The organism is Salinibacillus xinjiangensis, from assembly GCF_009649735.1.
Classification (GTDB): Bacteria; Bacillota; Bacilli; order Bacillales; family Alkalibacillaceae; genus Salinibacillus; species Salinibacillus xinjiangensis.
The window spans coordinates 1-24,283 of record NZ_WJNH01000020.1 but is presented as its reverse complement, the minus strand read 5'-3'; the positions used below and the strand labels follow the sequence as shown (position 1 = coordinate 24,283).

Annotated in this window: 22 protein-coding genes; 14 read left to right on the top strand and 8 right to left on the bottom strand. The window is 39.0% G+C overall.

Annotated features, from left to right (window positions below; translation table 11 throughout):
• Nucleotides 1-43: 43 nt before the first annotated feature.
• Nucleotides 44-1,396: an N-acetylmuramoyl-L-alanine amidase gene (locus GH754_RS18905; protein WP_153730220.1), complete on the bottom strand. Its 1,353-nt coding sequence runs from the start codon at nucleotides 1,394-1,396 to the stop codon at nucleotides 44-46.
• A gap of 313 nt (nucleotides 1,397-1,709) precedes the next feature.
• On the opposite strand from GH754_RS18905, the gene GH754_RS18900 reads away from it, so the two are divergent.
• The 14 genes from GH754_RS18900 (at nucleotide 1,710) to GH754_RS18835 (ending at nucleotide 16,029) form a co-directional block, all read left to right on the top strand.
• Entirely contained in the window at nucleotides 1,710-3,059 is a 1,350-nt protein-coding gene (locus GH754_RS18900) for a sodium-dependent transporter (RefSeq protein ID WP_153730219.1), read from the top strand.
• A gap of 13 nt (nucleotides 3,060-3,072) precedes the next feature.
• Nucleotides 3,073-4,467, top strand: coding sequence for an MFS transporter (locus tag GH754_RS18895; RefSeq protein ID WP_153730218.1), 1,395 nt, complete (start codon nucleotides 3,073-3,075; stop codon nucleotides 4,465-4,467).
• A 123-nt stretch (nucleotides 4,468-4,590) separates the two neighbouring features.
• Complete coding sequence (locus GH754_RS18890; protein WP_153730217.1) at nucleotides 4,591-5,166, top strand: sigma-70 family RNA polymerase sigma factor; 576 nt, start codon at nucleotides 4,591-4,593, stop codon at nucleotides 5,164-5,166.
• Entirely contained in the window at nucleotides 5,159-6,223 is a 1,065-nt protein-coding gene (locus tag GH754_RS18885; protein ID WP_153730216.1) for a DUF4030 domain-containing protein, read from the top strand. The genes GH754_RS18890 and GH754_RS18885 overlap by 8 nt, the downstream gene beginning before the upstream one ends.
• Nucleotides 6,224-6,304: 81 nt before the next feature.
• The gene (locus GH754_RS18880; RefSeq protein ID WP_153730215.1) at nucleotides 6,305-6,712 is read left to right on the top strand and encodes a secondary thiamine-phosphate synthase enzyme YjbQ; all 408 of its coding nucleotides are present in this window, start codon (nucleotides 6,305-6,307) and stop codon (nucleotides 6,710-6,712) included.
• 188 nt (nucleotides 6,713-6,900) lie between these two features.
• On the top strand, nucleotides 6,901-7,347 hold the full coding sequence (locus GH754_RS18875) for a MarR family winged helix-turn-helix transcriptional regulator (RefSeq protein WP_153730214.1): 447 nt from the start codon (nucleotides 6,901-6,903) through the stop codon (nucleotides 7,345-7,347).
• A 118-nt stretch (nucleotides 7,348-7,465) separates the two neighbouring features.
• A complete protein-coding gene (locus GH754_RS18870; protein ID WP_153730213.1) occupies nucleotides 7,466-8,323 on the top strand; it encodes a VOC family protein in 858 nt (285 codons plus the stop codon).
• A gap of 116 nt (nucleotides 8,324-8,439) precedes the next feature.
• Complete coding sequence (gene yfkAB, locus GH754_RS18865) at nucleotides 8,440-9,573, top strand: radical SAM/CxCxxxxC motif protein YfkAB (RefSeq protein ID WP_153730212.1); 1,134 nt, start codon at nucleotides 8,440-8,442, stop codon at nucleotides 9,571-9,573.
• A 517-nt stretch (nucleotides 9,574-10,090) separates the two neighbouring features.
• Nucleotides 10,091-11,107 carry a GTP 3',8-cyclase MoaA gene (moaA, locus tag GH754_RS18860; RefSeq protein ID WP_153730211.1) on the top strand — a complete coding sequence of 339 codons (1,017 nt, stop codon included), beginning with the start codon at nucleotides 10,091-10,093 and terminating at the stop codon, nucleotides 11,105-11,107.
• 155 nt (nucleotides 11,108-11,262) lie between these two features.
• On the top strand, nucleotides 11,263-12,324 hold the full coding sequence (locus GH754_RS18855; RefSeq protein ID WP_153730210.1) for an NAD(P)/FAD-dependent oxidoreductase: 1,062 nt from the start codon (nucleotides 11,263-11,265) through the stop codon (nucleotides 12,322-12,324).
• Between the two features lie 553 nt (nucleotides 12,325-12,877).
• Nucleotides 12,878-13,930 (top strand): fatty acid desaturase, encoded by a 1,053-nt coding sequence (locus GH754_RS18850; protein ID WP_153730209.1) that lies wholly within the window; start codon nucleotides 12,878-12,880, stop codon nucleotides 13,928-13,930.
• 71 nt (nucleotides 13,931-14,001) lie between these two features.
• Nucleotides 14,002-15,126, top strand: coding sequence for a sensor histidine kinase (locus GH754_RS18845; RefSeq protein WP_153730208.1), 1,125 nt, complete (start codon nucleotides 14,002-14,004; stop codon nucleotides 15,124-15,126).
• Nucleotides 15,127-15,138: 12 nt separating this feature from the next.
• Nucleotides 15,139-15,738, top strand: coding sequence for a response regulator transcription factor (locus GH754_RS18840; RefSeq protein WP_153730207.1), 600 nt, complete (start codon nucleotides 15,139-15,141; stop codon nucleotides 15,736-15,738).
• 72 nt (nucleotides 15,739-15,810) lie between these two features.
• A complete protein-coding gene (locus GH754_RS18835; RefSeq protein ID WP_153730206.1) occupies nucleotides 15,811-16,029 on the top strand; it encodes a hypothetical protein in 219 nt (72 codons plus the stop codon).
• A 44-nt stretch (nucleotides 16,030-16,073) separates the two neighbouring features.
• Here the strand turns inward: GH754_RS18835 and GH754_RS18830 are convergent, their stop codons facing one another.
• From GH754_RS18830 to qoxA, 7 genes are all read right to left on the bottom strand, one after another.
• Entirely contained in the window at nucleotides 16,074-17,975 is a 1,902-nt protein-coding gene (locus GH754_RS18830) for a PTS fructose transporter subunit IIABC (RefSeq protein WP_153730205.1), read from the bottom strand.
• Between the two features lie 11 nt (nucleotides 17,976-17,986).
• The gene (pfkB, locus tag GH754_RS18825; protein ID WP_153730204.1) at nucleotides 17,987-18,904 is read right to left on the bottom strand and encodes a 1-phosphofructokinase; all 918 of its coding nucleotides are present in this window, start codon (nucleotides 18,902-18,904) and stop codon (nucleotides 17,987-17,989) included.
• On the bottom strand, nucleotides 18,901-19,653 hold the full coding sequence (locus tag GH754_RS18820) for a DeoR/GlpR family DNA-binding transcription regulator (protein WP_153730203.1): 753 nt from the start codon (nucleotides 19,651-19,653) through the stop codon (nucleotides 18,901-18,903). Before GH754_RS18820 ends, pfkB begins: the two co-directional genes overlap by 4 nt.
• A 173-nt stretch (nucleotides 19,654-19,826) precedes the next feature.
• The gene (gene qoxD, locus GH754_RS18815) at nucleotides 19,827-20,111 is read right to left on the bottom strand and encodes a cytochrome aa3 quinol oxidase subunit IV (RefSeq protein WP_153730202.1); all 285 of its coding nucleotides are present in this window, start codon (nucleotides 20,109-20,111) and stop codon (nucleotides 19,827-19,829) included.
• Nucleotide 20,112: 1 nt separating this feature from the next.
• A complete protein-coding gene (locus GH754_RS18810; RefSeq protein ID WP_153730201.1) occupies nucleotides 20,113-20,709 on the bottom strand; it encodes a cytochrome (ubi)quinol oxidase subunit III in 597 nt (198 codons plus the stop codon).
• Nucleotides 20,706-22,655: a cytochrome aa3 quinol oxidase subunit I gene (qoxB, locus tag GH754_RS18805; protein WP_153730200.1), complete on the bottom strand. Its 1,950-nt coding sequence runs from the start codon at nucleotides 22,653-22,655 to the stop codon at nucleotides 20,706-20,708. Before qoxB ends, GH754_RS18810 begins: the two co-directional genes overlap by 4 nt.
• 69 nt (nucleotides 22,656-22,724) lie before the next feature.
• The gene (gene qoxA / locus GH754_RS18800) at nucleotides 22,725-23,618 is read right to left on the bottom strand and encodes a cytochrome aa3 quinol oxidase subunit II (RefSeq protein WP_153730199.1); all 894 of its coding nucleotides are present in this window, start codon (nucleotides 23,616-23,618) and stop codon (nucleotides 22,725-22,727) included.
• Nucleotides 23,619-24,283 lie beyond the last annotated feature (665 nt).

The following is a 24,283-nucleotide window of genomic DNA, read 5'->3' as shown; positions in this document are numbered from 1 at the left end:
TGAAAGAGACAGCCAAAGGCTATCTCTCTAAAAATCTTTATTGTCAGTTTTTGATTTCCTGCATGACCCCTTCTAATTGTTCCAGCGAGGAGTCCAACATCCTCTCATATAAATTCAAAATCATTTGCCCGTAATTATCCCCCGGTACAGCCCATTTTCCATTTAAAGCGGTCCATGTTGTAGCTGAACCTCTAGTCACTAAATCGTACCGCGGGTCTACTAGTGGGTCGCTATTGGGTAATGAATCAGTGGAGGCATAGGCATATAAATGCTGGATATGTGCGAGCACTCCTTCCTTAGCTGTTTGAAAGCTCGCTCCTGGGTTGTTAGGGCCTGTTGCTCCTAATCCGCAGAAGTTGTTTTGCTCTGGCTGCACAACACCTGTGAACCGAAGAAAATCGGTTTCATGCATGGCCTGGGCAAAGGCCACATCGCCTCTTATTCCATACCTTTCACCATAGGTCAGATAGTAGCTAGCAATCTCGATTGCTTGTGGATTGATGGTTTTAACGTACTGATTCATTAGTTCCGGTGATAGATAAGTCTCACCTAGGATAGCGTAACCAGTGTCTCCTGGAGAAGGTTCTTGGTCCTCATTGCTATCCGTCACGATAAAGGCATCTGATATGCCAGCATCTCTCACTTCATCTAAACGTCTTTCAGCATTTTCCCGGTTAGAAAAGGCACCTGCCTGTACACGATACCAGAGCTGACCCGAAATGGTAACGGTCGTAATAAAGGAATCGATTCCTTGTGACTGCAAATAAGCTACCCGTTCCTCAGCATTATCACGAGATTGGAAGGAACCAGCAATTACCTTATAAAGTGTGCCTGATGGATCTTCACTTTTACGCTCGAGCTGAAAGGCCCTTGCTAATCCATTTACATGCCCTTGGGCCACATCCTGCCTCCAGGAAGGGTCACTAATAAGGGCAGCATCCTGGCGATTATCGATAAATCCATTCTCGGTCAGTAAGGCAGACATGGTTGTTTCGCGCAACACGTGAAAATTCGCCTTTTTTTGTCCACGATCGCTAAGTCGGTTCACCCTCATAATTTCTTCATGCATGATGTCCTGATAGTTTGCCGTATCTGAAGAGTTCGGTAAGCTTGAATGTATATAGTCCTCATAGCCACTTGCACTTCCATTAAACGCGTTGCAATGGATTGACAAATAATAATCTGCCCCCCAATTATTAGCCTCATTGGTTCGTGCACTTAAGCTTTTTGTACGATCAGTAGTACGACTCATAAGAACTTCGACCTTATTGTAGTTTTCTAGTAGTAGTCTACGGATTCTTAGGGCAATATCTAAATTTATATTTTTTTCAAGTAGCCCATTGCCTGTAGCACCACTATCTGTCCCGCCATGCCCTGGGTCTAAATATAGTTTCATTTTCCTAATCTCCTCTCTATTATAGATATATTTTTCGATAATATTGTATGTCGAATAGTAAAAGGGAAGTGGGCAAATTGGTCAGATTTTGCCGAATCAGGTATTTATCTGATAAAAATGGTGACTAATCTAAATTATGTATCCTCTAAATGAATACTAAAATGGTGGGAATAACTAATAATGCCTTTATGCAAAAATTGTCGATTGACAGCATCTTAATAAAAACTCTATATTAGAGGATGTTGCTTTTTTCATAATTGACTGTCCCATTAACAGTGATAAGTCAAGTCACTTTAAATTTGGAGGATATATAATGGATAATGAAAATAAAAACCGTGAGCATTGGGGCTCACGGCTTGGATTTATATTGGCCTGTTTGGGTTCAGCTGTAGGACTCGGTAATGTATGGCGTTTTTCCACAACTGCAGGTGAAAATGGTGGTGGAGCCTTTTTAATCGTATACCTATTAATCGTTCTGATCATTGGTTTACCTGTTGTTTTAGCTGAATTTACGATAGGACGGAAAGCGCAAAGTGATGTTGTTGGAGCTTTTGAAAAACTAGCACCAGGAAAGCCTTGGAAAATCATGGGCTATATGGGGGTTGCGACAGGATTTATTATATTATCATTTTATAGTGTTATAGCTGGTTGGGTAATGAAGTATTTTTTCGGTTATGTAACAGGGGCGATTGCTAATGTTCCTGGCCAAGATTTTACCAGCTATTTCACTTCTTTTATCGGACAGAGGTATGAGCCTGTTATTTGGCAGTTTATCTTTATGACGTTAACCATAGGAGTAGTCATTGCAGGGGTAAAAAAAGGGATTGAAGCGGCTAACAAACTACTGATGCCATTGTTAGGTGTTTTATTAGTTGTACTGTCTATATACAGTTTAACCCTTGGTGGAGCAAAGGAAGGATTAACGTTTCTCTTTTATCCGGACTGGGATAAGCTATTTGACCCTCAAGTAATACTTGCGGCACTGGGGCAGGCTTTCTTTTCTTTGAGTTTAGGAATGGGGACCTTGATTACTTTCGGTGGATATTTAAGCCGTGAACATAAGCTGCCAAGTGCAGCGCTAAGTGTTGGTCTTTTAGATTCATCGGTAGCTATTATTTCTGGTGTTCTCATTTTTCCGGCGGTTTTTGCTTTCGGACAGGATCCATCTAGTGGACCTGGGCTTGTCTTTATGACGCTGCCAAATGTGTTCGAACAAATATCAGCTGGCATGCTAGTAGGAGCTTTATTTTTCTTCTTATTATTTGCAGCTGCCTTATCATCTTCAGTATCCTTATTAGAGGTTACGGTAGCGTATTTTATGCGTAAGCTACAATGGAGTCGTAAACAAACGGTGGTTCTTATTGGAGGAATTATCTTTTTATTAGGTATCCCATCTTCCCTAGCACAAGGGGCTATACCTATAACAGTGATGGGCAGGGACTTTTTGACCTTTATGGATCAACTATCAGGTAATGTTCTGCTACCATTAGGGGGAGTCATTATCGCACTCTTTATGGGTTGGGCATGGAAAAAAGAGGAGGCCCTGCGCGACTCTGACCTTGGGAACACTTGGGTCGGCAATGTATGGATATGGATTGTGCGCATTATTGCACCATTAGCCATTTTAATTATTTTCTTAAATAAAATAGGAATCATAGAATAGTGGTGAGGTAAGTATGGTCAATAAAGCAGGCAGTACTGCTTATGATAATAAATTAGGTGATGCTTTTACGGACAAGCTCCAAAAGCCCTGGTTGCTTGTTTTAACAATTGGCTTAGGGACATTACTAAATCCTTTGAACTCTTCCATGATTTCGGTCGCTTTAACGAGACTGCAATTTGAGTTTGAATTAACCTTTGCAGATGCCTCCTGGTTGATTTCTATCTTTTATTTAGCCAGTGCAGTAGGGCAGCCTGTTATGGGGAAATTGAGCGATATGTTTGGGGCTAAGAGGTTATTCATGGTTGGATTAGTTCTTGTCGCCGTTTCCTGTTTATTGGCCCCTTTCTCGCCTAATTTCATCTTTTTATTAGGCTGTCGTGCATTACAGGCCATTGGGAGTTCGACCTTATTTCCAAGTGGTATGAGTATGGTGAGAACGAGTATAAGCAAGAATCAAGCCAAGGCATTAGCAATCCTATCCATTTTCGCCAATGTTTCAGCAGCGTTTGGACCCTCTGTGGGAGGTTTTCTAATTGCAGCTTGGGATTGGCCTTCAATCTTCATGATTAACTTCCCATTTATTGTTTTGTCCTTCTTTTTAGCGATTTTTGTTTTACCTGAAAATCGGGGTGGGGTATTCCGGTTAAAGCGAATTGACCTTATAGGCATTACAATCTTTATTGGAACTGTTATAGCCATAATATTATTTCTACTTTCTATTGAACAAAATGTTAATTGGTGGGCACTAATGGTTTTTGTAGTTGGAGCTATTCTGTTTTACTTATATGAAACAAGACGTACGGAACCTTTTATTGATTTTGATGCACTAAAAAAAGACCCAACTGTTACCTTTATTTATGTACAATTCATGACCATCAACTTAGTGTACTACTGCTACTTTTTTGGCTTGCCAACATTTCTACAGCAAGCTCGAGGCTACAGTGAAGAACATACAGGGTTGATTATGTTAGCTCTTGCAGGGTTTAGTGTGATTGTGTCTCCACTTGCAGGAGGCATGATTGATAAATACGGATCAAAATTACCGATGTTTATCGGGGCTCTTTTACTTTTAATCGGGACCGCCCTTATCATAACCTATCATCAGACTTCCCCGATATTTTGGCTACTAATCATTATGGCAATTTTGGGCATGAGTAATGGGTTTAATAATATTTCCGCTCAAACTGCTCTATATGAACATGTATCAGCGGAGAATACAGGCTCTGCATCTGGATTATTTCAGACAAGTAGGTATTTAGGTGCCATACTATCAAGTAGCTTATTAGGAGTCACTTTTAATGACTTTGTCGATGTTGTGCACTTGCATCTTGTTGTCATCATCTGTTTGGTTTTCTGTTTGCTTATTGTATTTTTGTCATGGAAACTACCTGGGAAAATGATACGGTGAAAAACTATAAGAGTAGACTATCAAAGCGCTTAGGGTTATCCCTGAGCGCTTTGTTTTTAAAAAATGGTTATTTTTGAAACCAAAAATAAAAACCCAAAGTCATATAAGTAAGAAGGTGTAAGAATGGAGGGTGAAGATTTGAATGATCACTTTACTCTAGAAAATGACAACTTATTAAAAAGTAAAGATAAAGAATCCGCAGTTTATGACTTAATGAATGAGTATTCAAAACAAGTTTACTTGATAGCATACTCCTACGTTAAAGATCAGGGCCTGGCAGAGGATATTGCACAAGAAGTCTTTTTAAAATGCTACAAACATTTACATAAATATCGAGGCGATGCGTCAATCAAGTCCTGGATATATCGAATTACAATAAATACGTCTAAAGATTTTATTATGAAAAGGAGTTTTAATGTTTTTAAGTATTCAAAAGAGCTCTTTGACAGTTTACGACAGAGTAAAAGCGTAGAGCAGATTATGTTGGAAAAAGAGGAATCGGCAGATGTTTTGCAAAAGGTTCTATCTTTGCCTGCAAAATATCGTGAAGTGATGATCCTATATTACTTTCAGGATCTTAAAATTGAAGAGATAAAAGATGTTATTAAATTAAAAGCAAACACGGTGAAAACAAGATTATCTAGAGGTAGGGCCTTGTTAAAAGAAAAACTCTCCGATCGGGGTGAATGCGATGGATAAAAAGTTAAAAAAGGCTAAAAAGTATTATGAAGAACATTACTATAATCAAGAGATAGAAGATAATATCAAAGAAAAAGTTGAACAGAACATGAGGGTGCAGAAGAATCCTATGAGCTTTGGTAAAAAAATAATTGTTACAAGTAGTATTATCGTACTCGTTATTTCACTGTTAGTAGGTTCAACATATGTATCTCCTACAATGGCTGAGGTTGTTGCTAAAATTCCATTTATTAGTGAATTTATGAAGACACGTGAGGATCAAAGAGAACGGATGGAATTGGTGAATACGTCACTAGGAAATAAAACAGATCACACCTTATTTGTATCTCCGAATTTTAAGGATAAAAAGGCAATAGTGCGGGTAAATGAATCAGATAAATATATTCAGACCCATAAAGAAGAGATTGTAAAAATGGTTGAAGATGAATTAACTAATCATAATTTTAATGGCTATTCGGTTAAAGTGGAAAGGGTTAGACCATCACCTAAGCCAGACATTTCTAAGGAAGACCAAGAGTTAGTAGCCGAAATTGACAAGGTCATGGCTGCTATTCGTAAAAAGCTAGAGCATTCTGATTATCATTTATCAGGTTTTGGAATCGATGCCGATAAAGAAATTAGTATGGAAGTTCCCTATAACAAGGATACGAACAAGTTACGTGAATTAATTCAGGCAGCATTAGATGAAGGTAATTATCATGATTACACCATTAACATAAAACGTATTGACCGGGACGAGATGGAGAAACGAGAGCAAGATCAAAGGTGGGCTAAAGCTCGTATTTATATTTATGAGGCTCTCAAGGAAAAAGAACACCTAGATGTAACAGGGTTCGCCTATTCAAATCATCCATTACCAATGACAATCATAATTAAAACCTCTATTCATCCATGGAGTTTTCAAAAGGATGAAAAAGTAGGGGAAATTGAAAAACTTGTTGAGGAATTTTTAAGCTCGAAACAAGCTGAACCTTATGTGAAAGATGATCCTTATAAATTGGTTATCCGTGATAAAAACCATGATGATATTTTTACAGAAGAAAAAGTAGCAGAATAAGGTTTTTATATAAACGTGATAAGCTTAAAATAGGTGTTAGGAAAATTCCTAATACCTATTTTTTAGATGAGGTGATAATCTTTGAATCAGACATTTTTCACATTTGATATTACAACAAACGAAAAACAGTCCTTTACGAATCTTGATCGTAATTTGCATCATGCTTTAGAAAGAAGCGGAGTGCACAACGGAATCATGGTAGTCTACTGCCCACATACCACAGCGGCTATCACAATAAATGAAAATGCTGACCCTGATGTGAAAACAGATTTAAAATTTGGTCTGGATGAAACCTTCCCAAATAAGCCAGAATATGTGCATATGGAAGGGAATTCTGATGGCCATATGAAATCATCTGTAGTTGGAGCGAGTGAAACCCTAATTATAACGGATGACCACCTAATTTTGGGTACATGGCAAAGTGTTTACTTTTGTGAATTTGATGGGCCGAGAACAAGAACGGTGCATGTGAAGATTATTGAGGGATAAGTGGGTTTGAGTGGATTGAGGGCAGCTTCAGCATTATAAGCCTAAATTTCGGCAAATGACGCGCGGTATTGAGCATCCGTCCGCGCCCTTCATCCTCCAATCTCAACACCCCCTTCCTTGACATGAGCCAATCGTATCACATATAATTAGTTTTAATTCGAGATATTTAGGTTAAGGGATGGATAATGATGAATTCAAAAAAAAATGAACAAGAATTATCGTTAAAGCTTTTTGTTGTGTTAAATCGTGCAGTGCAATCCATCGAATCTCATGCGATTCAAGATATTAAGAGTCATGGTTTAAACTTAACCGAGTTTTCAGTACTTGAATTGCTATTTCATAAAGGTGAGCAACCGATTCAAAAAATAGGACAAAAGGTGTTACTAGCTAGCAGCAGTATTACCTATGTTGTGGATAAATTAGAAAAAAAGAATTATATCAGAAGAAGAGCATGTCCAAGTGATCGCCGTGTAACGTATGCTGGAATAACAGAGGAAGGGAAACAACTTATGGAAGAAATTTTCCCAAAGCATTCGGAAGCTATGAATGACATTATGGGCGGACTTACTGCAGAGGAGAAGGAGCATTTAATTGAGCAAATCAAGAAGTTAGGTTTATATGCTCAGTCCTTATAAAGACAATCAGAAGTCATGAAAAAAATTTACCCAACTACCTCGAATTCATAATAATTATTTTCGGAATAAATGCTTTGTTAATGATAGCGAACAAGAATAGTGAAAAAGGAGTGAAAAAATGGAAAAGAAATTCTTTCAAGCACCAACAATTTATGTTGGCGAAGTGAATATAAACGTTACAGATTTGGGGCAATCATTAGAGTTTTATCAGCATATTTTAGGATTTAAAGTCCTTAGACAAACGGACAGTAAGGCTGTCTTAACTGCAGATGGAAAAACACCATTACTAACAATCGAGCAGCCTGAAGATGTTCTTCCTAAACAGGCAAGAACAACAGGGTTGTTTCACTTTGCTATTTTACTTCCAAGTAGATCAGATCTTTCAGCCTTCCTAAGACATATTGTACAAACTAAATTCCGTTATGGACTAGGGGCTTCTGATCATTATGTAAGTGAAGCAATCTATCTGTCAGATCCAGATGGAAACGGAATTGAAGTATATCGAGATCGTCCTTCCTCAGAATGGAATTGGTCCAATGGGGAAGTAGAAATGGCAACAGTAGAATTAGATGCACAGGGGTTATTGGCTGAGAGTACGGATGAATGGAAAGGCATGCCGAATGGAACGATTATGGGGCACATTCATTTACATGTATCGGATTTGAAAACAACTGAGGACTTCTATGTCAATGGGCTAGGCTTTGATATTATAACAACTTATCCAGGGGCTCTCTTTGCCTCAACTGGTGGATATCACCATCATCTTGGGCTCAATGTTTGGAATGGTACAGGGATACCTGCACCTCCTGAAAATAGTGTAGGTCTAAATTGGTATACGTTAATTTTCCCAGACGAAGAGTCTAGAGCAAAAGTCGTGACACAATTAAAGCAAAAGGGTATGACAGTAAACGAACAGCAAGATAGATACGCTGTTAAAGATCCATCAGGAAATCTCATTCATTTAAACCTATCTTAATTACGTTATGCATCATTTCCAATAGGGAATGGTGCTTTTTTCTTTGACTATGGTGTTATCTGGAAAGCAAATCTTGTAAAATAGAAAGAAAGCGTATGAAGGGAGATTGTTGTTTTATGACAACAAAGGAGCGACATCAAATCATCTCTCCATCCAATGACCCGTGGGAGGTATATATGGATGTTGAAGAGCACGGGAGCATGACACTGTCCAATATTGAATTTACCACAACTACTCTATGTAATATGCGTTGTGCACATTGTGCGGTTGGCTATATGCTTCAAAGTCGTGATCCTGAGGCACTTCCAGCTGATCTATTGATCCAGCGGTTGGAGGAAATCCCTCATCTACGTACGTTAAGCATTACAGGTGGGGAGCCGATGTTATCAAAAAAATCGGTTAGGAATTATGTTGTCCCCCTTCTAAAGTATGCACACGAACGCGGAGTAAAAACACAGATAAACTCCAATCTAACGTTGCCATATAATCGGTACGAACAAATCATTCCTTACTTAGATGTTTTACATATATCACATAACTGGGGAACTATGGAGGAGTTTGTAGAAACAGGATTTGCTCGAATGGACCGTAAACCAATGGCTGAAAATCGGAAAATGTTTTTTGATCGTATGGTGGAAAATTCAAAGGCATTATCAAAGGAAGGTGTCATGGTATCGGCTGAGACTATGCTAAATAAGCGGACGTATCCATACTTAGAAAAAATACATGATCATGTCTTGGAAATGGGTTGTACTAGACATGAAATTCATCCCATGTACCCGGTGGACTTTGCCAGTAATTTAGAAACACTCAACCTAGAAGAGATGCAGATGGCCATCAAACGTCTTCTTGATCATCGTGATCAAAATACATGGATCCTGTTTGGGACGCTTCCTTTTTATCCATGCAGTTCATCAAAAGATGAGCAGAATTTTCTGAAGCGGTTATACCAGGAGCCCAATGTCACGGTAAGAAATGATCCGGATGGACGCTCACGTTTAAACGTAAATATTTTTACCGGTGAAATCATTGTCACAGATTTTGGTGATGAGCCATCATTAGGGAATATTAAGTCATCTACACTTCCTGAGGCTTATGATCGGTGGATGGTTACAGATACCGCGAAGGGCTTAAATTGCCATTGTCCTGCTGTTAAATGCCTAGGGCCAAATTTATTGGTCAAAAACACTTATTATCAACAAGTGGACTTCCAAAAAAGAAAGGCTCAATTCTCTATAAATGAACAGTGAATTTGGGAGTATCGTTTCGCTTTCATTCATCAAAATATAGACTAAGGGGGGATAGCCTTGGTAACATTCACAGGATCAGCACTCACAAAAATTAAAGAAGAAGTACAAGAGGTAATGGAAAAGGGAAAAACACCATTCATCCGTTTAAAAATGGCAATTGGTTGAGGTGGTCCTCAGTTACGTCTGGCTCTGGAGGAGTCAGCTTTAGAGAATGATGAAGTATTAGAAGAGGAAGGAATTAAAATTTTAGTCAATGAACGAGACAAAGCCTATTTTAATCAGGTGAAAATTGACTACACAAAGACGCTGCTCGGTGGCGGACAGTTTAACGTTTTACGTGTTTAGGTATTTAAGTTGGGTGGTATCGTGTTTTGAAGGATACCACCCCTTTACATATAATTGTCGATAATTTGTAATGAAGATATAAGGACAAAAGGAAATAAATGATTTAATTAAAAGGAGGGTGAACAGCATAGATATAAAGTAAAGGATAGTAGGCCCTGAAAGGAGAATGTAAATGAATATATCTCCACTTCAAGATAAGTTCGGTCGTCCCCTACAGGATCTCCGGATTTCTGTAACAGACCGTTGTAATTTTAGATGTACGTATTGCATGCCGAAAGAAATTTTCGGGACGGATTTTGCATTTATGCCAAAAGATCAGCTCCTATCTTTTGAGGAAATAGAGAGATTAGCAAGGATTTTCGTCCAGCTAGGTGTGAAAAAAATCCGGTTAACAGGTGGGGAACCCCTTTTACGAAAGGATATACACCTTTTAATTGAAAAACTCGTCGCCATTGATGGTGTTGAGGACATTGGGCTAACTACCAACGCATTTTTATTAGAGAAACAGGCACAGCGTTTAAAAGATGCAGGGTTAATGCGAGTAAATGTAAGCTTAGATGCTTTGAATCAAGAGACATTTGCATCCATTAATGATGTAGGAGCAAGTGTAGAACGGGTGTTAAAAGGGATTGAGAAGGCTAAGGAAGTGGGTCTCGAGGTTAAAGTCAATATGGTTGTCAAAAAGGAAATGAACGATCATGAGGTCATCCCAATGGCCAAATACTTTAAAGAAAAGGGAATTACACTACGTTATATTGAGTTTATGGATGTTGGTCAAACGAATGGCTGGGATTTTAGTCAAGTTGTCACGAAAAAGGATTTGTTTAAAGAACTCGATAAACATTTTGAGCTTGAGCCAGTTGATCCTGCTTATTTAGGAGAAGTAGCTAAAAGATACCGGTACGTTGGAACAGATACAGAGGTTGGATTTATTACATCAGTTTCCGAATCATTCTGTTCCACCTGTACACGAGGTAGATTGTCAGCAGACGGTAAGTTTTATACATGTCTGTTTGCGACTAGTGGTTTTGATCTTAGAAAAATGGTCCGATCAGATGCGACGGATGAAGAGCTTATAGCTGCATTCACACCTACATGGACCCAAAGACAGGACCGTTACTCTGATGAACGAACAGAGGAAACAGTGCGAAATAAACCAAAAATTGAGATGTCTTACATTGGTGGGTGAACGTCTATTTAATGGTAAAAATGAAAAAAAGAAGTAGAATTATTTAAAATTTGTTCGACAAATTATACTAACCTTTGATAGTCTATATTAGGAGAAAACGGTTTCTGAGCGTTGTATGCTTTTTACATCAATTGTCAAAGGATAGGGAGTTTGTTATGAGAAAATTAGTCATACTAGGCGGCGGTTATGGAGGGATGAATATCCTCCATCAGTTATTGGAAAAAGGTTTACCTGAAGATTTGGAGGTTACGTTAGTAGATCGTAATCCATATCACTCTTTAAAAACGGAATTTTATGCAATTGCAGCAGGAACAACGGCAGATAAAGATGTAAGGATTCAATTCCCTACTCATGAACAGGTGAAAACAGCTTATGGGGAAATTCAACAAATCGATGTGGAAAACCAAACCATTGTCATTCGGGAAATTGAAGAGCCAATCCCTTATGATTATTTGGTGATTGGAATTGGCTGTGAGGATAATTATCACGGAATTGAAGGGGCACAGGAATTTACTCACAGTGTTCAAACCATTGCGAAGGCAAGAAGAGCAGGTACGGCTATTAGTAATCTAGACGCCCACAGTAAAGTGACGATTGTTGGAGCAGGGTTAAGTGGAATTGAAGTGGCCTCTGAAATCAGAGAAAGCAGACCTGACCTAACAGTTCGCTTACTAGACCGTGGCGCAACAGTACTAAAAGCTTTTGACAGTAAAATTCAAGACTATGTTGAAGATTGGTTTGCTAAAAATAATGTGGATGTCATTCATAATGCTAATGTGGAATATGTAGAGGAGCATGCTGTTTGTAACAATGGATCTTGCTTCGATAGTGATGTCACCATTTGGACAGCAGGTGTAAAGCCAAATTATTTAATCGAGACCTTGCCTTTTGAAAAAGATGACCAGGGCAAAGTTAAGCTAAACGACTTTTTCCAAGTGCCATCACAAACCAACGTATATGTGGTAGGTGATTGTGCTTCCTCTGTTCATTCACCAAGTGCACAGCTTGCAGGTCAACAGGGTGAAAAAATTGCAGAGGTACTGAATGCCGTACTTAAAGGAAAAGAACCTGATATGCCTAAAGAGATTAAGCTAAAAGGAGCATTAGGCTCTCTTGGTAAAACTGATGGGTTCGGCAATATGTTTAACCAACCATTCACAGGGTTGTTGCCCCGATTGGCTAAAACAGGTGTACTTTGGTTGAGTAAACGTCATTAAGTAAATATCATATGGAAAAACCACCCTAGAATGGGTGGTTTTTTGTTTGGTTTGGGGAATAATAAGCGAAAGGGGCGACTGGGTTTAGCAATTGAAGAAGCACCCTCAGCATATTATGCCTAAACTTTAGCCACGCCTCCATGAACTATAGAAATGTCACTGCCGCCTTTAGCAAAACTCGGCGTGTTCAGCAAAATCCGAGTTAACTTCAGCATCTACGTGTATAGGTTTAGCATTTGAAAAGCGTCAAGGTGACTTCAGCCAAATGGGTGGCACCTTCAGCACCCTAAACGGAATTCTTAGCACAAACCACGTAACCTTTAGCAAAAAGCCCAATCTTCAGCAGGAAAATGTGTATTTTCAGCACAACGCACCTGTTGTTCAGCATCGTCGAAAGAAGCACAGCCGCGACATCAGCAAACCTGCCTAAACCTAGCCATCCAATCCATATGACACTTGTCATATAAACTAGTGACGTTTATGACTATTTCTCAAGTAGCTGTTATCTTATTATGATATAAGAGAACATGCCTTAATTTTACGGGAGGTAATCATGAGCAAACAAAAACAAGCACAATTGAGAAAAAAAGTGAAACCATTTGAAAAAACTGATACGAAATCGAGTGTGGTACAACTCTTTAATACGATTATTCCTTTCTTGGGGCTGTGGTTCTTAGCTTACCATAGCTTATCCATATCCATTTGGTTGACGTTATTGTTAGCAACCATAGCATCAGGCTTTGTCGTAAGAATCTTTATTATTTTTCATGATTGTACACACCTATCCTTTTTTAAAAATAATAAGGCTAATCGGATTGTCGGAACCATTACCGGGATCCTCACACATTTTGCCTATGATAAATGGAAAAGAAGTCATACCATCCATCACGCAACAAGTGGAAATTTAGATAAACGAGGAACTGGGGATGTATGGGTCATGACTGTGGATGAATACGTAAATGCATCAGTATGGGGAAGATTGGCCTATCGTTTATACCGGAATCCAATTGTGATGTTTGGCTTTGGACCTCTTTATCTTTTCTTAATATCTAATCGATTTAATCGAAAAGGAGCAAAGCGTAAAGAGCGTTTTAACACTTATTTGATTAACCTTTCTATCGCAGCAATCTATTCTATGCTCATTTGGGCTATAGGCTGGCAGGCATTTTTGATCGTACAAGCACCAATTCTCTTTATTTCAGGTTCACTAGGGATCTGGTTATTTTATGTGCAGCATCAGTTTGAGGATTCTTACTTTGAAAATGAAGACGAATGGGACTATGTTAAAGCCGCTGTAGATGGGAGCTCCTATTATAAGCTTCCTAAAATCCTGCAATGGATATCTGGCAACATTGGCTTTCACCATGTGCACCACCTAAATCCAAGAGTACCGAACTATAACTTGGAAAAGGCCCATGAATCCACTCCGCCTCTTCAGAAGGCAACAACAATTACACTTGCGACAAGCTTACAGTCCATACGCTTTCGTCTGTATGATGAGGAAAGTAAGACATTTGTAAGCTTTAAGGAAGTAAAGGAAATTCTAAAGAAACCAAAACCTAGTGTTCAGCTCAACAGAAAAGGACCACAGTTTCAGGAAGAATAGTGTTAAAACCCTTCGAACTTTACGTCGAAGGGTTTTTTGGTGTTTAATAAATACATATGAAGGAGGTTTATATGAAAAAGAAAAATTGGTATCACATTTTCCCAAGAAATACTGGACTTAGCTCATATATTTGGATTATCTTTTGTATCTTACCCTTTTATTTTATTTTCAGGTCCTCCTCGTTTATGGAAGTTATTTTTGGGATCTTTATGATTCTTTTATTTTTTAGCTCCTATCGCTTGTCCTTTCTCACGAATAGTTCACTAGCCTATTTATGGATAAGCATTGATATGATTATTAATATTGTGATGACATTGTTGTTCGGATATGTTTACTTTTCACTTTTTTTGGCCTTTTTTATTGGGAATATACAAAACAAAATTGGCTTTATCATCCTTTATATTGTTCATCTTCTTACAACCATTGCAGCCATTACGATTGGCTTCTTTATCAAGAGCGATGCATTTTTCTCTCAACTGCCGTTTATCATTATTAGTGTAATTGGTGTCATTCTACTTCCGTTTAACATGTATAATCGCTATAAACAGGAAATCCTGGAGGGGCAGCTAGAGGACGCTAACCAGAAGATTTCGCAACTGATGGTTATAGAAGAACGTCAACGAATTGCACGTGACCTACATGATACGCTCGGTCAAAAGCTTTCTCTGATTGGGTTAAAAAGTGACTTGGCTAAGAAACTGCTTACCGTTAAGCCTGAGAAAGCTACAAAAGAAATCAACGATATCCAGCAAACTGCAAGGACGGCCTTAAATGAGGTGCGCGAATTAGTATCAGATATGCGTGGAATAAAGTTAATTGATGAGGTGAAGCGGGTACGTCAAATTTTAGCCGCAGCGGAAATCGATTTTCAAATAGAGGGAGATTCGAACTTAAAGGATACTCCATTGTTGGTCGAAAATGTCCTCTCAATGTGTTTGAAAGAGGCTGTCAATAATATTATCAAGCATAGTCAGGCCACCTCCTGCCATGTTGTGATTAACCAGTATCCAAATGAGGTGAGCATTACCATCCAAGATAATGGCATGGGAATACCGGATAAGCAATCTCCAAAAGGCCATGGGCTACAAGGTATGGAGGAAAGATTAGAATTCGTGAATGGGTCGTTAAAAATCGAAACCAATGAGGGAACGAAACTGACAGTCCAAGTACCGAAAGTTATTCAAGTAACAAAATAGGGGGCTATAATAATGATTCGCATTGTAATTGCTGAGGATCAAGGCTTACTTCTTGGAGCACTCGGCTCGCTATTAGATATGGAAGAGGATATGGAAGTGGTCGGAAAAGCAAAAAATGGGGAAGAAGCCCTAGAGTTAGTGCAGCAACACCAGCCTGATGTATGTATTATGGATATAGAAATGCCGTTAAAAAGCGGTTTGGATACTGCAGAAGGGTTAAAGGATACATCCTGCAAGGTTATCATATTAACTACTTTCGCACGCCCAGGATATTTTGACAGGGCTAGGAAAGCTGGGGTGAGTGGATATTTATTAAAGGACAGTCCAAGTGATGAGCTAGCCAATTCCATCCGGACGATCATGGAAGGTAAGAAAATATATGCTCCAGAACTCGTGGATATGGCCTTTAGTGAAGAAAACCCCCTCACAGAGCGGGAGGAGCAGCTTATGAAGTTAATGGCTGACGGGAAAAGCACAAAACAAATTGCCAGTGAGCTTTATCTAACCAATGGGACGGTTCGGAATTACATATCCGTTATTCTTGATAAACTTGAGGTAAGCAATCGAATAGAGGCTATATCGCTTTTTAAAGAAAAAGGTTGGGATAAATAAAACTGAACACCCTCTTAATAAATTTGACAATTTTGTGAACTCGTTGAATAATATAGTTAAGAGGGTGATGATATGGAAAATAATGCGAAAATGTTAAGTGCTGTTCGTTACATTGGCAGTACAGTATTATCTATCGGCATTTTACTTTTTTTATTTGGTGTTTATGACAGCGGTTTCGGCACATTAGCTTCAATTGGAATCGGCACAGTGATGGGAGCTATTTTTATATTTCTTATGGGTGTGTTTTTTGTGGCAACAGAGGAAGTGTTAGAAAAAACAGAACGACCATAAAGAAAACCAGTGGAGAGAAAATTCCCACTGGTTGTTTTTTTGCTCTATATATTTTTTACATTTCGTTTTAACATACCGGCAACGACAGCAGTTACAAAGGAACCAATAATAATTGCTATGGCATATAAAAAGGCTTTGGCCAATCCGCCATCAACAAGCCCTATGACGAAGATTCCGCCATGTGGGGCAGGAAGACCGATGTTAAATAACATGGATAGCCCACCTGTTACGGCCGCACCTACAACTGTTGATGGAATGACACGCGCTGGGTCTGCTGCCGCAAATGGAATGACCCCTTCCGTGACAAAGCATAAGCCAAGTGGATAAGCGGTTTTACCTGCTTCCCGTTCTTCTTTTGTGAATCGTTTTTTAAACAATGTAGTAGATAGAGCCATACCAAGTGGTGGCACCATACCAGCTGCCATAATGGCTGCAATAAATGTGTAATTATTTGCATCTAGCATCGCAATACCAAACGTATAGGCTGCCTTATTAACGGGTCCACCCATATCAAATGCCATCATCGCTCCTAAAATAATCCCAACGATGACTTGGTTTGTACCTCCCATACTTTCTAAGAAGGTGGAAATCCCTGTATATACTTTCGTTAATGGAGGATTGATCAACATCATAATTAAGCCGGTTGCTGCTATGCTTAGTACAGGATAAAATAGTACCGGCTTTAAGCCCTCTAGTGCCTGTGGTAAACCAGATAATATTTTCTTAAATAATAAAGTAATATAACCAGCTAGAAAACCTGCAATTAAACCACCCAGAAAGCCTGAGCCACCGTCAGCCCCTTCAACACCAGTGACAGTAATCGCAATTAAACCACCAACCATACCTGGTGCAAATCCGGGACGTTCCGCAATACTAGAAGCAATAAATGCCGCTAGAACAGGAACCATTAAGAAAAGGGCTTTCCCGCCTCCAATGGTATTTAACATTGCCGCAAATTCATTATAATCTGCGTGAGTTGGATCACTTGAATTAATTCCCCAAAAGAATGATAGAGCGATTAATATACCGCCACCCACAACAAATGGTAGCATATTTGAAACCCCGTTCATGAGGTGTTTGTAGAATCCACTACGCTCCTCTTTTTCCCCTGATTCATCTTTTGATTCTTCGTGATGATATATAGGTGCATCTTGATTCTGAGCTCGATTTAATAGGTTTTCGGCTTCATGAATAGCTTTACCTACACCCGTTTGAATGACTGGTTTTCCGTTGAAGCGTGCCATTTCAACCTGTGTATCAGCTGCAACAATGATCACATCTGCATCTTCAATCTCTTGTTTGGTTAAGCGATTTTTGACACCACCAGATCCATTGGTTTCCACTTTTATCGAAATTCCCATGTCCTTCGCTGTTTCGTTAAGCTTTTCAGCAGCCATGTAGGTGTGAGCAATTCCAGTTGGACAAGCTGTAACAGCCAAAATCCTTTGATCCTCCTGATTTTCCTCGTTGCCATTTTCCTGTGCTTCAATTTCTGATTCCTTTTTGTTAATGGCGGTTAAGACCTCATCCTTAGATGTTGCCTCTAACAATTTTTCGCGAAAGCTTTCGTCCATTAAAAATGTAGATAAGCGTGAAAGAGCCTCTAAATGAGCGTTATTTGCTCCCTCACTTGCCGCAATCATGAAAAAGAGGTGTGCTGGCTGCCCATCTAAAGATTGATAGTCAACTCCATTTGTTGAGCGACCAAAAGCAATCGCGGGCGTTTCTACTGCCGCAGTTTTAGCATGGGGAATGGCAATCCCTTCTCCAATTCCAGTTGTACTCTGTTCTTCACGGGCCTTAATGGCTTCTAAAAAAGTTTCTTGGTCATTGAGTTTACCAGCCGAATGAAGCTGATGACTTAATTCTTGTAATACCTCTTGTTTTGAGCCTGATTGTAAATCCAAAATGATGGTGTCTTTATTTAAAAGCTCTGTAATTTTCATATTTTGTCACCCTATTCTTTGATAGATTTCAATTGTACTTGATCGATTAACGCTTCCACGTCTTCTTTTTTACATAAATCTGTTTGAAATGCTGTTGCACTTCCACTCGCAACACCATATCGGAAGGCTGTAGGAACACCCTGACCTTTAGCGTAAGATGAAATAAACCCTGATAAGAGAGAATCGCCTGCACCAACGGTATTTACGACTTTTCCTTTGGGGGCCTTTGCCTCAAGAATGGTATCATTTGAGACAAAAATGGCACCGTCCCCGCCTAAGGATACGATAATATTTTCCACACCCAATTCATTCAGCTTTTTTGCATAGTGAATGGCTTCTTCCTTACTAGAAATGGTTGTGTCAAATAGGTCCCCGAGTTCATGTTCATTTGGTTTTATTAAAAAGGGCCGTTCCTTTACTAGCTCATTAAATGCTGGACCAGATGTATCGAGGACAATTTTTATTCCTAATTGACGACAAAGGTTCGCTATCTCCTTGTAGAAGGAAAGTGGAATGGTCTCTGGAAGGCTACCAGCTAATACGAGCCAATCACCCTTTTGTAAATGCTGTAATTTAGAAAGTAATTCCTGTTGCTGATGTTCGGCAATCATAGGGCCTGGTCCGTTTAATTCCGTTTCTTGATCTGCCTTAATTTTGACATTAATACGTGTAATTTCTTCTGTATCAATAAACTCTGTTTTAATGTTCTCTTGTTCTAAAAAGTGTTTAATATATTCGCCTGTAAATCCACCGACAAATCCTAAGGCTGTATTATCTTCACCGAGCCTCTTCAAAACCCTGGAGACATTGATCCCTTTACCACCTGGATAATAATAGACTTCCTTTGTACGATTTAATTCACCAGGTAGAAAGCTTGAAAGGTACGTAGTGTAGTCAATCGATGGTGTAATGGTGCATGTATAAATCATGTTGACAGCCCCTTTATATCAGTAATTTCAGATAAAGTCTCTACTTCATTCTTAGGTAAATTGCTCGTGATTAGCCGAGCCTTTGCTAAGTCAAAAATTTTAGAAAAACTAACTTTTTTGTGTTTGGAATGGTCGGCTAAAACATACGACACTTTAGCAAGCTTGTGAGCTGTTTGCTTAATGTGTGCTTCCTCAGGATCTGGTGTGTTATAACCGAATTCATAATGAAAACCGTTGACACCTAGAAAACAGAGGTCAAAACAAAAATCATTTAAGGACTTTATGGCTTGAGGTCCAATTAAGGCACCTGTTTTAGCTTTAATTAAGCCACCAGTGACATAGGATGTAATGCCATGTTTAGTTAGTAAGTCAATATGAGGAAGTCCGTTTGTAACTACGATGACATCCTTATGCTGAAGAAAAGGAATAAGCTGTATAGTAGTAGTACCAGCATCTAGAAAAATACAATCCCCATCCTTTACTAATGAGGCGGCATATTTCGCAATCTCGATTTTTTCTTGAAGGTTTTGGCTTTCCTTCTCAGAAATGCTATATTCCTGTACTTTACGTTCATTAAACCTGGCGCCGCCATGTACTCGTTCTAAATCCCCTCGCTTTTCTAACTCTGTTAAATCACGTCTGATGGTCGATTCAGATGCATCTGTTACATCTGTAATTTCCTGTATGGTAACGATTTGCTTTTCCTTTAACAAATTAAGAATCATTTCGTGGCGTTCTGTTGTTAACATTTATATCACCAACTTGTTTGCTCTGTAGATTTATTATAAGGCAAACGTTTTCATAAATCAATCAAAATCAATCAAAAACATTCATAATCAGTCAAATTTGCAATTGTTTTAATATTTTGAAGCAAAAAAAGCCTCGACTTGTATATTTACATACAAAGTCGAGACTTATTTTCCTACATATATCCCCAAATCATCGCTAGTAACGTTCCGAAAACAGTGACGAGCGCTATGATGATTCCGTAATAAAGATTAGCGTAAATGGCGCCTTTGTCTTCTGTTTCACCTGCATGCATAAAGACCACTAGCTGAAGGGCAGCCTGTATGAAGGCTGTGACTAAAAGGATTGTCATCCCTAGAGCAAATGATAAATCAAAAAAATAAACCGAAACGGCAACTACCGTTAGGACTAGTGAAAAGACAAAGCCCATAACCTGTTTAAATGGAAATAACTCTTTCATCTTACATCATTCCTTTCAAGTAGATGAAGCTGAAAATGAAAATCCAGACAACATCTAAGAAGTGCCAGTAAAGAGAGAAAATGAATGATTTGTTTGTCGTTTCAGTTGTTATTCCACGCTTTTTCACTTGAGAGACAATGAATAAGCCCCAGAAAAGTCCAAAGGTTACGTGCGCTCCATGTGTTCCTAGTGTCGTTAATAATATGGCGGTAAAGGCACTTGTTTGAAGGCCTGCACCAACATGAACGTAATGGTAAAATTCATAGATTTCGACACCTAAAAAGGCTAAACCAAGTAAAAGCGTAATGACAAAAAAGGTTAGCATCGCTTTTTTGTTTCCTATTCTCATTGCATTCACGGTCAATCCAATCGTAAAACTACTTGTTAATAGTAGGATTGTTTCAATCATCACGGGAGTAATACCGAATATTTCACCGCCACTAGGGCCATTCCCGATTCGGTCCTCCAACGTAAAGTAAGAGGCGAATAGGGTGGCGAACAGCATAATTTCAGCCCCTAAGAAAATCCAAAACCCTAAAATATTTAACTGGTTTTGCTTGGTACTATATTCAAGAGGTTGCGTATGATCTAGTTTCATTCTTTTGCACCTCCAAATTTCGCTTCCGTTTGTTTTATCTCATCAACAGAGATGTGGTAACCGTGATCCTGTTCAAATGAACGGTGGGCCATGCAAGCAAAGATTCCAATTGCTGAAATAATGGCGACAATCCACATACTGAAAATCATGGCAAACCCAAATACAAAGAAAATAGCACTCATAATGAATGGAACACCGCTATTACTTGGCATATGAATTTCTTTGTATGGCCCTTTAAATAGAGTGTGACCTCTTTTCTTTGCATCCCATAGGCCTTCACTAGAGCTTACTTCTGGTGTGATGGCAAAATTATAATCTGGAACAGGATTGTGAGTTGCCCATTCTAGTGATCTAGCATTCCAAGGGTCATCTCCAATATCTCTGGATGCATAACGGATGCTGTAATAAATGTTATAGACGATTAACGCAAACCCGATAGCAAGTAAAATCGCTCCGAAAAAGGAAAGCATATTCCAAATCCCAAAGCCTGTAGACTCAGAATATGTGTACATACGACGTGCCTGCCCATCAAGACCTGAAATAAACATCGGGAAGAAGGCAACACAGGTACCAATTGCAATAAACCAGAACGTCCATTTTCCGATACGTTCATTAAGCATAAAGCCGAACATTTTTGGCCACCAGTAGGTTAGACCAGCAATCATGGCAAACACAACGCCAGGAATAATAACAAGGTGGAAATGTGCCACTAAGAACATTGTATTATGGTATTGATAGTCTGCCGCGGACATTCCGAGCATGACACCAGTTACTCCACCTATGGTGAAAATCGGAATAAACCCTAAGGAATACAGCATAGGAACTGTGACCTCGATTTTCCCTTTCCATAGTGTAAACAGCCAGTTAAAGATTTTAATACCTGTTGGTACGGCAATAGCCATCGTTGTGATGGAGAAAATACTATTCGTAAGTGCTCCTTGACCCATCGTGAAAAAGTGGTGAACCCATACAAAGAATGATAGAAGGGAAATGATCACCATAGATCCAACCATAGATTTATAGCCATATAGATTTCGACGTGCAAAGGCTGAGATCACTTCACTGTAAATACCAAAGGCAGGAAGAATCAAAATATATACTTCTGGATGTCCCCAAACCCAGAAAAGGTTGGCCCAAAGCATATCCATACCACCATTTGTAGTGGCAAAGAAGTGTGTGCCAAACAGTCGATCCATCGTTCCCATAGCTAAAGCTACTGTTAACACAGGGAAGGCGAACACAATGATAATATTGGTAATTAACGCCGACCATGTAAACATTGGCATTTTCATTAAAGTCATACCAGGTGCTCTCATTTTGAAAATGGTGACGATAAAGTTAATCCCAGTCATCAGCGTACCGAGTCCGGCAATCTGAATGGCAATCATATAATAGTTGGTTCCGACCGACGTACTTAACTCATTCCCGGCAAGTGGGAAGTACGAGGTCCAACCGGCATCAGGTGAGCCCCCGATGACAAAGGAAATATTAAATAGCATCGCTCCCATAAAGAAAAGCCAAAAACTTAACGCATTTAAGCGTGGGAATGCAACATCTCGTGCTCCGATTTGTAAAGGAACAACGAAGTTCATTAAAGCCATAATAAAAGGCATCGCCATAAAAATAATCATGACTACACCGTGTGTAGTAAAAATTTCATTGTAATGCTGAGCATCTAGAAGCGTGTTTTCTGGTACAGATAATTGAGCACGCATCATAATAGCATCTGCTCCACCACGGAAAAGCATGAGTAAAGCAGAGAGCAAATACATAATCCCAATTCGTTTATGATCCACGGTTGTTAACCATTCACGCCATAAATACCCCCACTTTTTGAAGTACGTCAAGCCCGCAATAATTGCAATTACCGTAAGACCGATGGCAACCATGGATGCGTATATTAATGGACTTGGATGGGGGATAGCAAATCGATCAAAGAATTCCATACTCTTTGACTCCTTTCAGGAAATAGTCTAAGTTAGTAAAAATTGTTGTATAGAAACAAAAAGTGTGTGTTAATGTTCGCTAGCTTCTTCGCTTGAATGTTGATTTTTATCATGTTCAGAATTTCCGTGTTGATGGCCACCATTCTCTCCTTCTGGTGCAGGTGAGAACTCCAAATGCGTTCCATTAAAGGTTAGTTGGCCGAGGTGGCCTGGCTCTAACAGTTCTTGAAATTTATCTTCTGTGATAGGTTCTGCCGTTTCTTTTACTTCCTCAACCCAATCTTCAAAGTCAGCTTGAGGCATTGCTTTCACATTAAAGGTGTTTTCAGCAAATCCTTTACCATTAAAGTTTGCATTACGTCCCATGTATTCTCCTGGTTCATCAGCTGCTAAGTGTAAGGTGGTGACCATGTCAGACATGGCATACTTTTGTCCACCAAGCTGTGGAATCCAAAAGCTCGTAATCGATCCATGAGAATACAGTTTAAACTCAAGAGGACGATTAGTCGGGATATATAAGTAGTTCACGGTCTCAATATCTTGTTCTGGATAGCTAAAATGCCATTTCCAATCAGAGGATGAGGCATAAACGACTAAAGGTTCTTCCTCATATCCCTCTGGAGCCGATTCAACGATATAATTGCTTCGAACCGAAACAATAGAAAGAACAACAATAATTAAAACGGGAATTCCGATAACAATGGACTCCACCCATTTGTTACCTTCAATATAAGGTGGTTCATAATCCTCACTTTGTTTCGATGCTCGATACTTAATTAGCATATAAATCAGAAGACTAAACACAGTAATCACGATAAACAACATGATGGATGCTGAAAGGATAATATCATGTGCTTGTCGTTCAGCCTGTGGTCCTTTTGGATCTAAGACTAGTAAATTACACCCTGAGAGCAGGGTTACTACAAAAAAAGATAGGGATAAGAAAGCCCACTTCAATTTCATAATGGTGCTCCTTTCTCTTTCTAGAAAATTTAGTACAAGTGGGTGTGATATTTATCACTATAACTATAGTGTTAATGATAATAACTTCGTATGGTGTTACACAATAAGTTGTTACGGGTTTCACAAATTGTTCATAATAAATGAACGAATCTATGACAATTTTGTGGAATTTGTGACAGAGGCTTGCAAAGCGGGAAAAGGATAGGGGAACCAGTATTTGAAGGATTATCCTTTTTTAGATAGTGCATTTTATTTACTAATGCTCTTTTCTGAGAGGGTGTTGTTTTTAATTAAAAAGGTATAAACTGCGACATATTCGGTAAAATGAGTGAAAAACGTGTTATAGTGTGCTCATGACAAGCGAAGGGTCAGTGGAAGCAGAAAAACGCCCGTCATGAACCACTCATGACAAGCGAAACATCATCAGAAACAAAAAATCGCTCGTCATGAACCATTCATGACAAGCGAAACATCATCAGAAATAGAAAATCACTTGTCGTACCCCTTTCTTGACAGGTGTTTTTCGGGCTTGTCAAGTAAAGTGTGTAAGTTCAGATATATTTCAGAACTCGATCCTTTAATCGATCATCAACTAATAACTGGTTCATAGCTAAGGACCAATTCTGTATGTGTCCACCTTCCCATTTGGTCTCTAATTCTTTTAC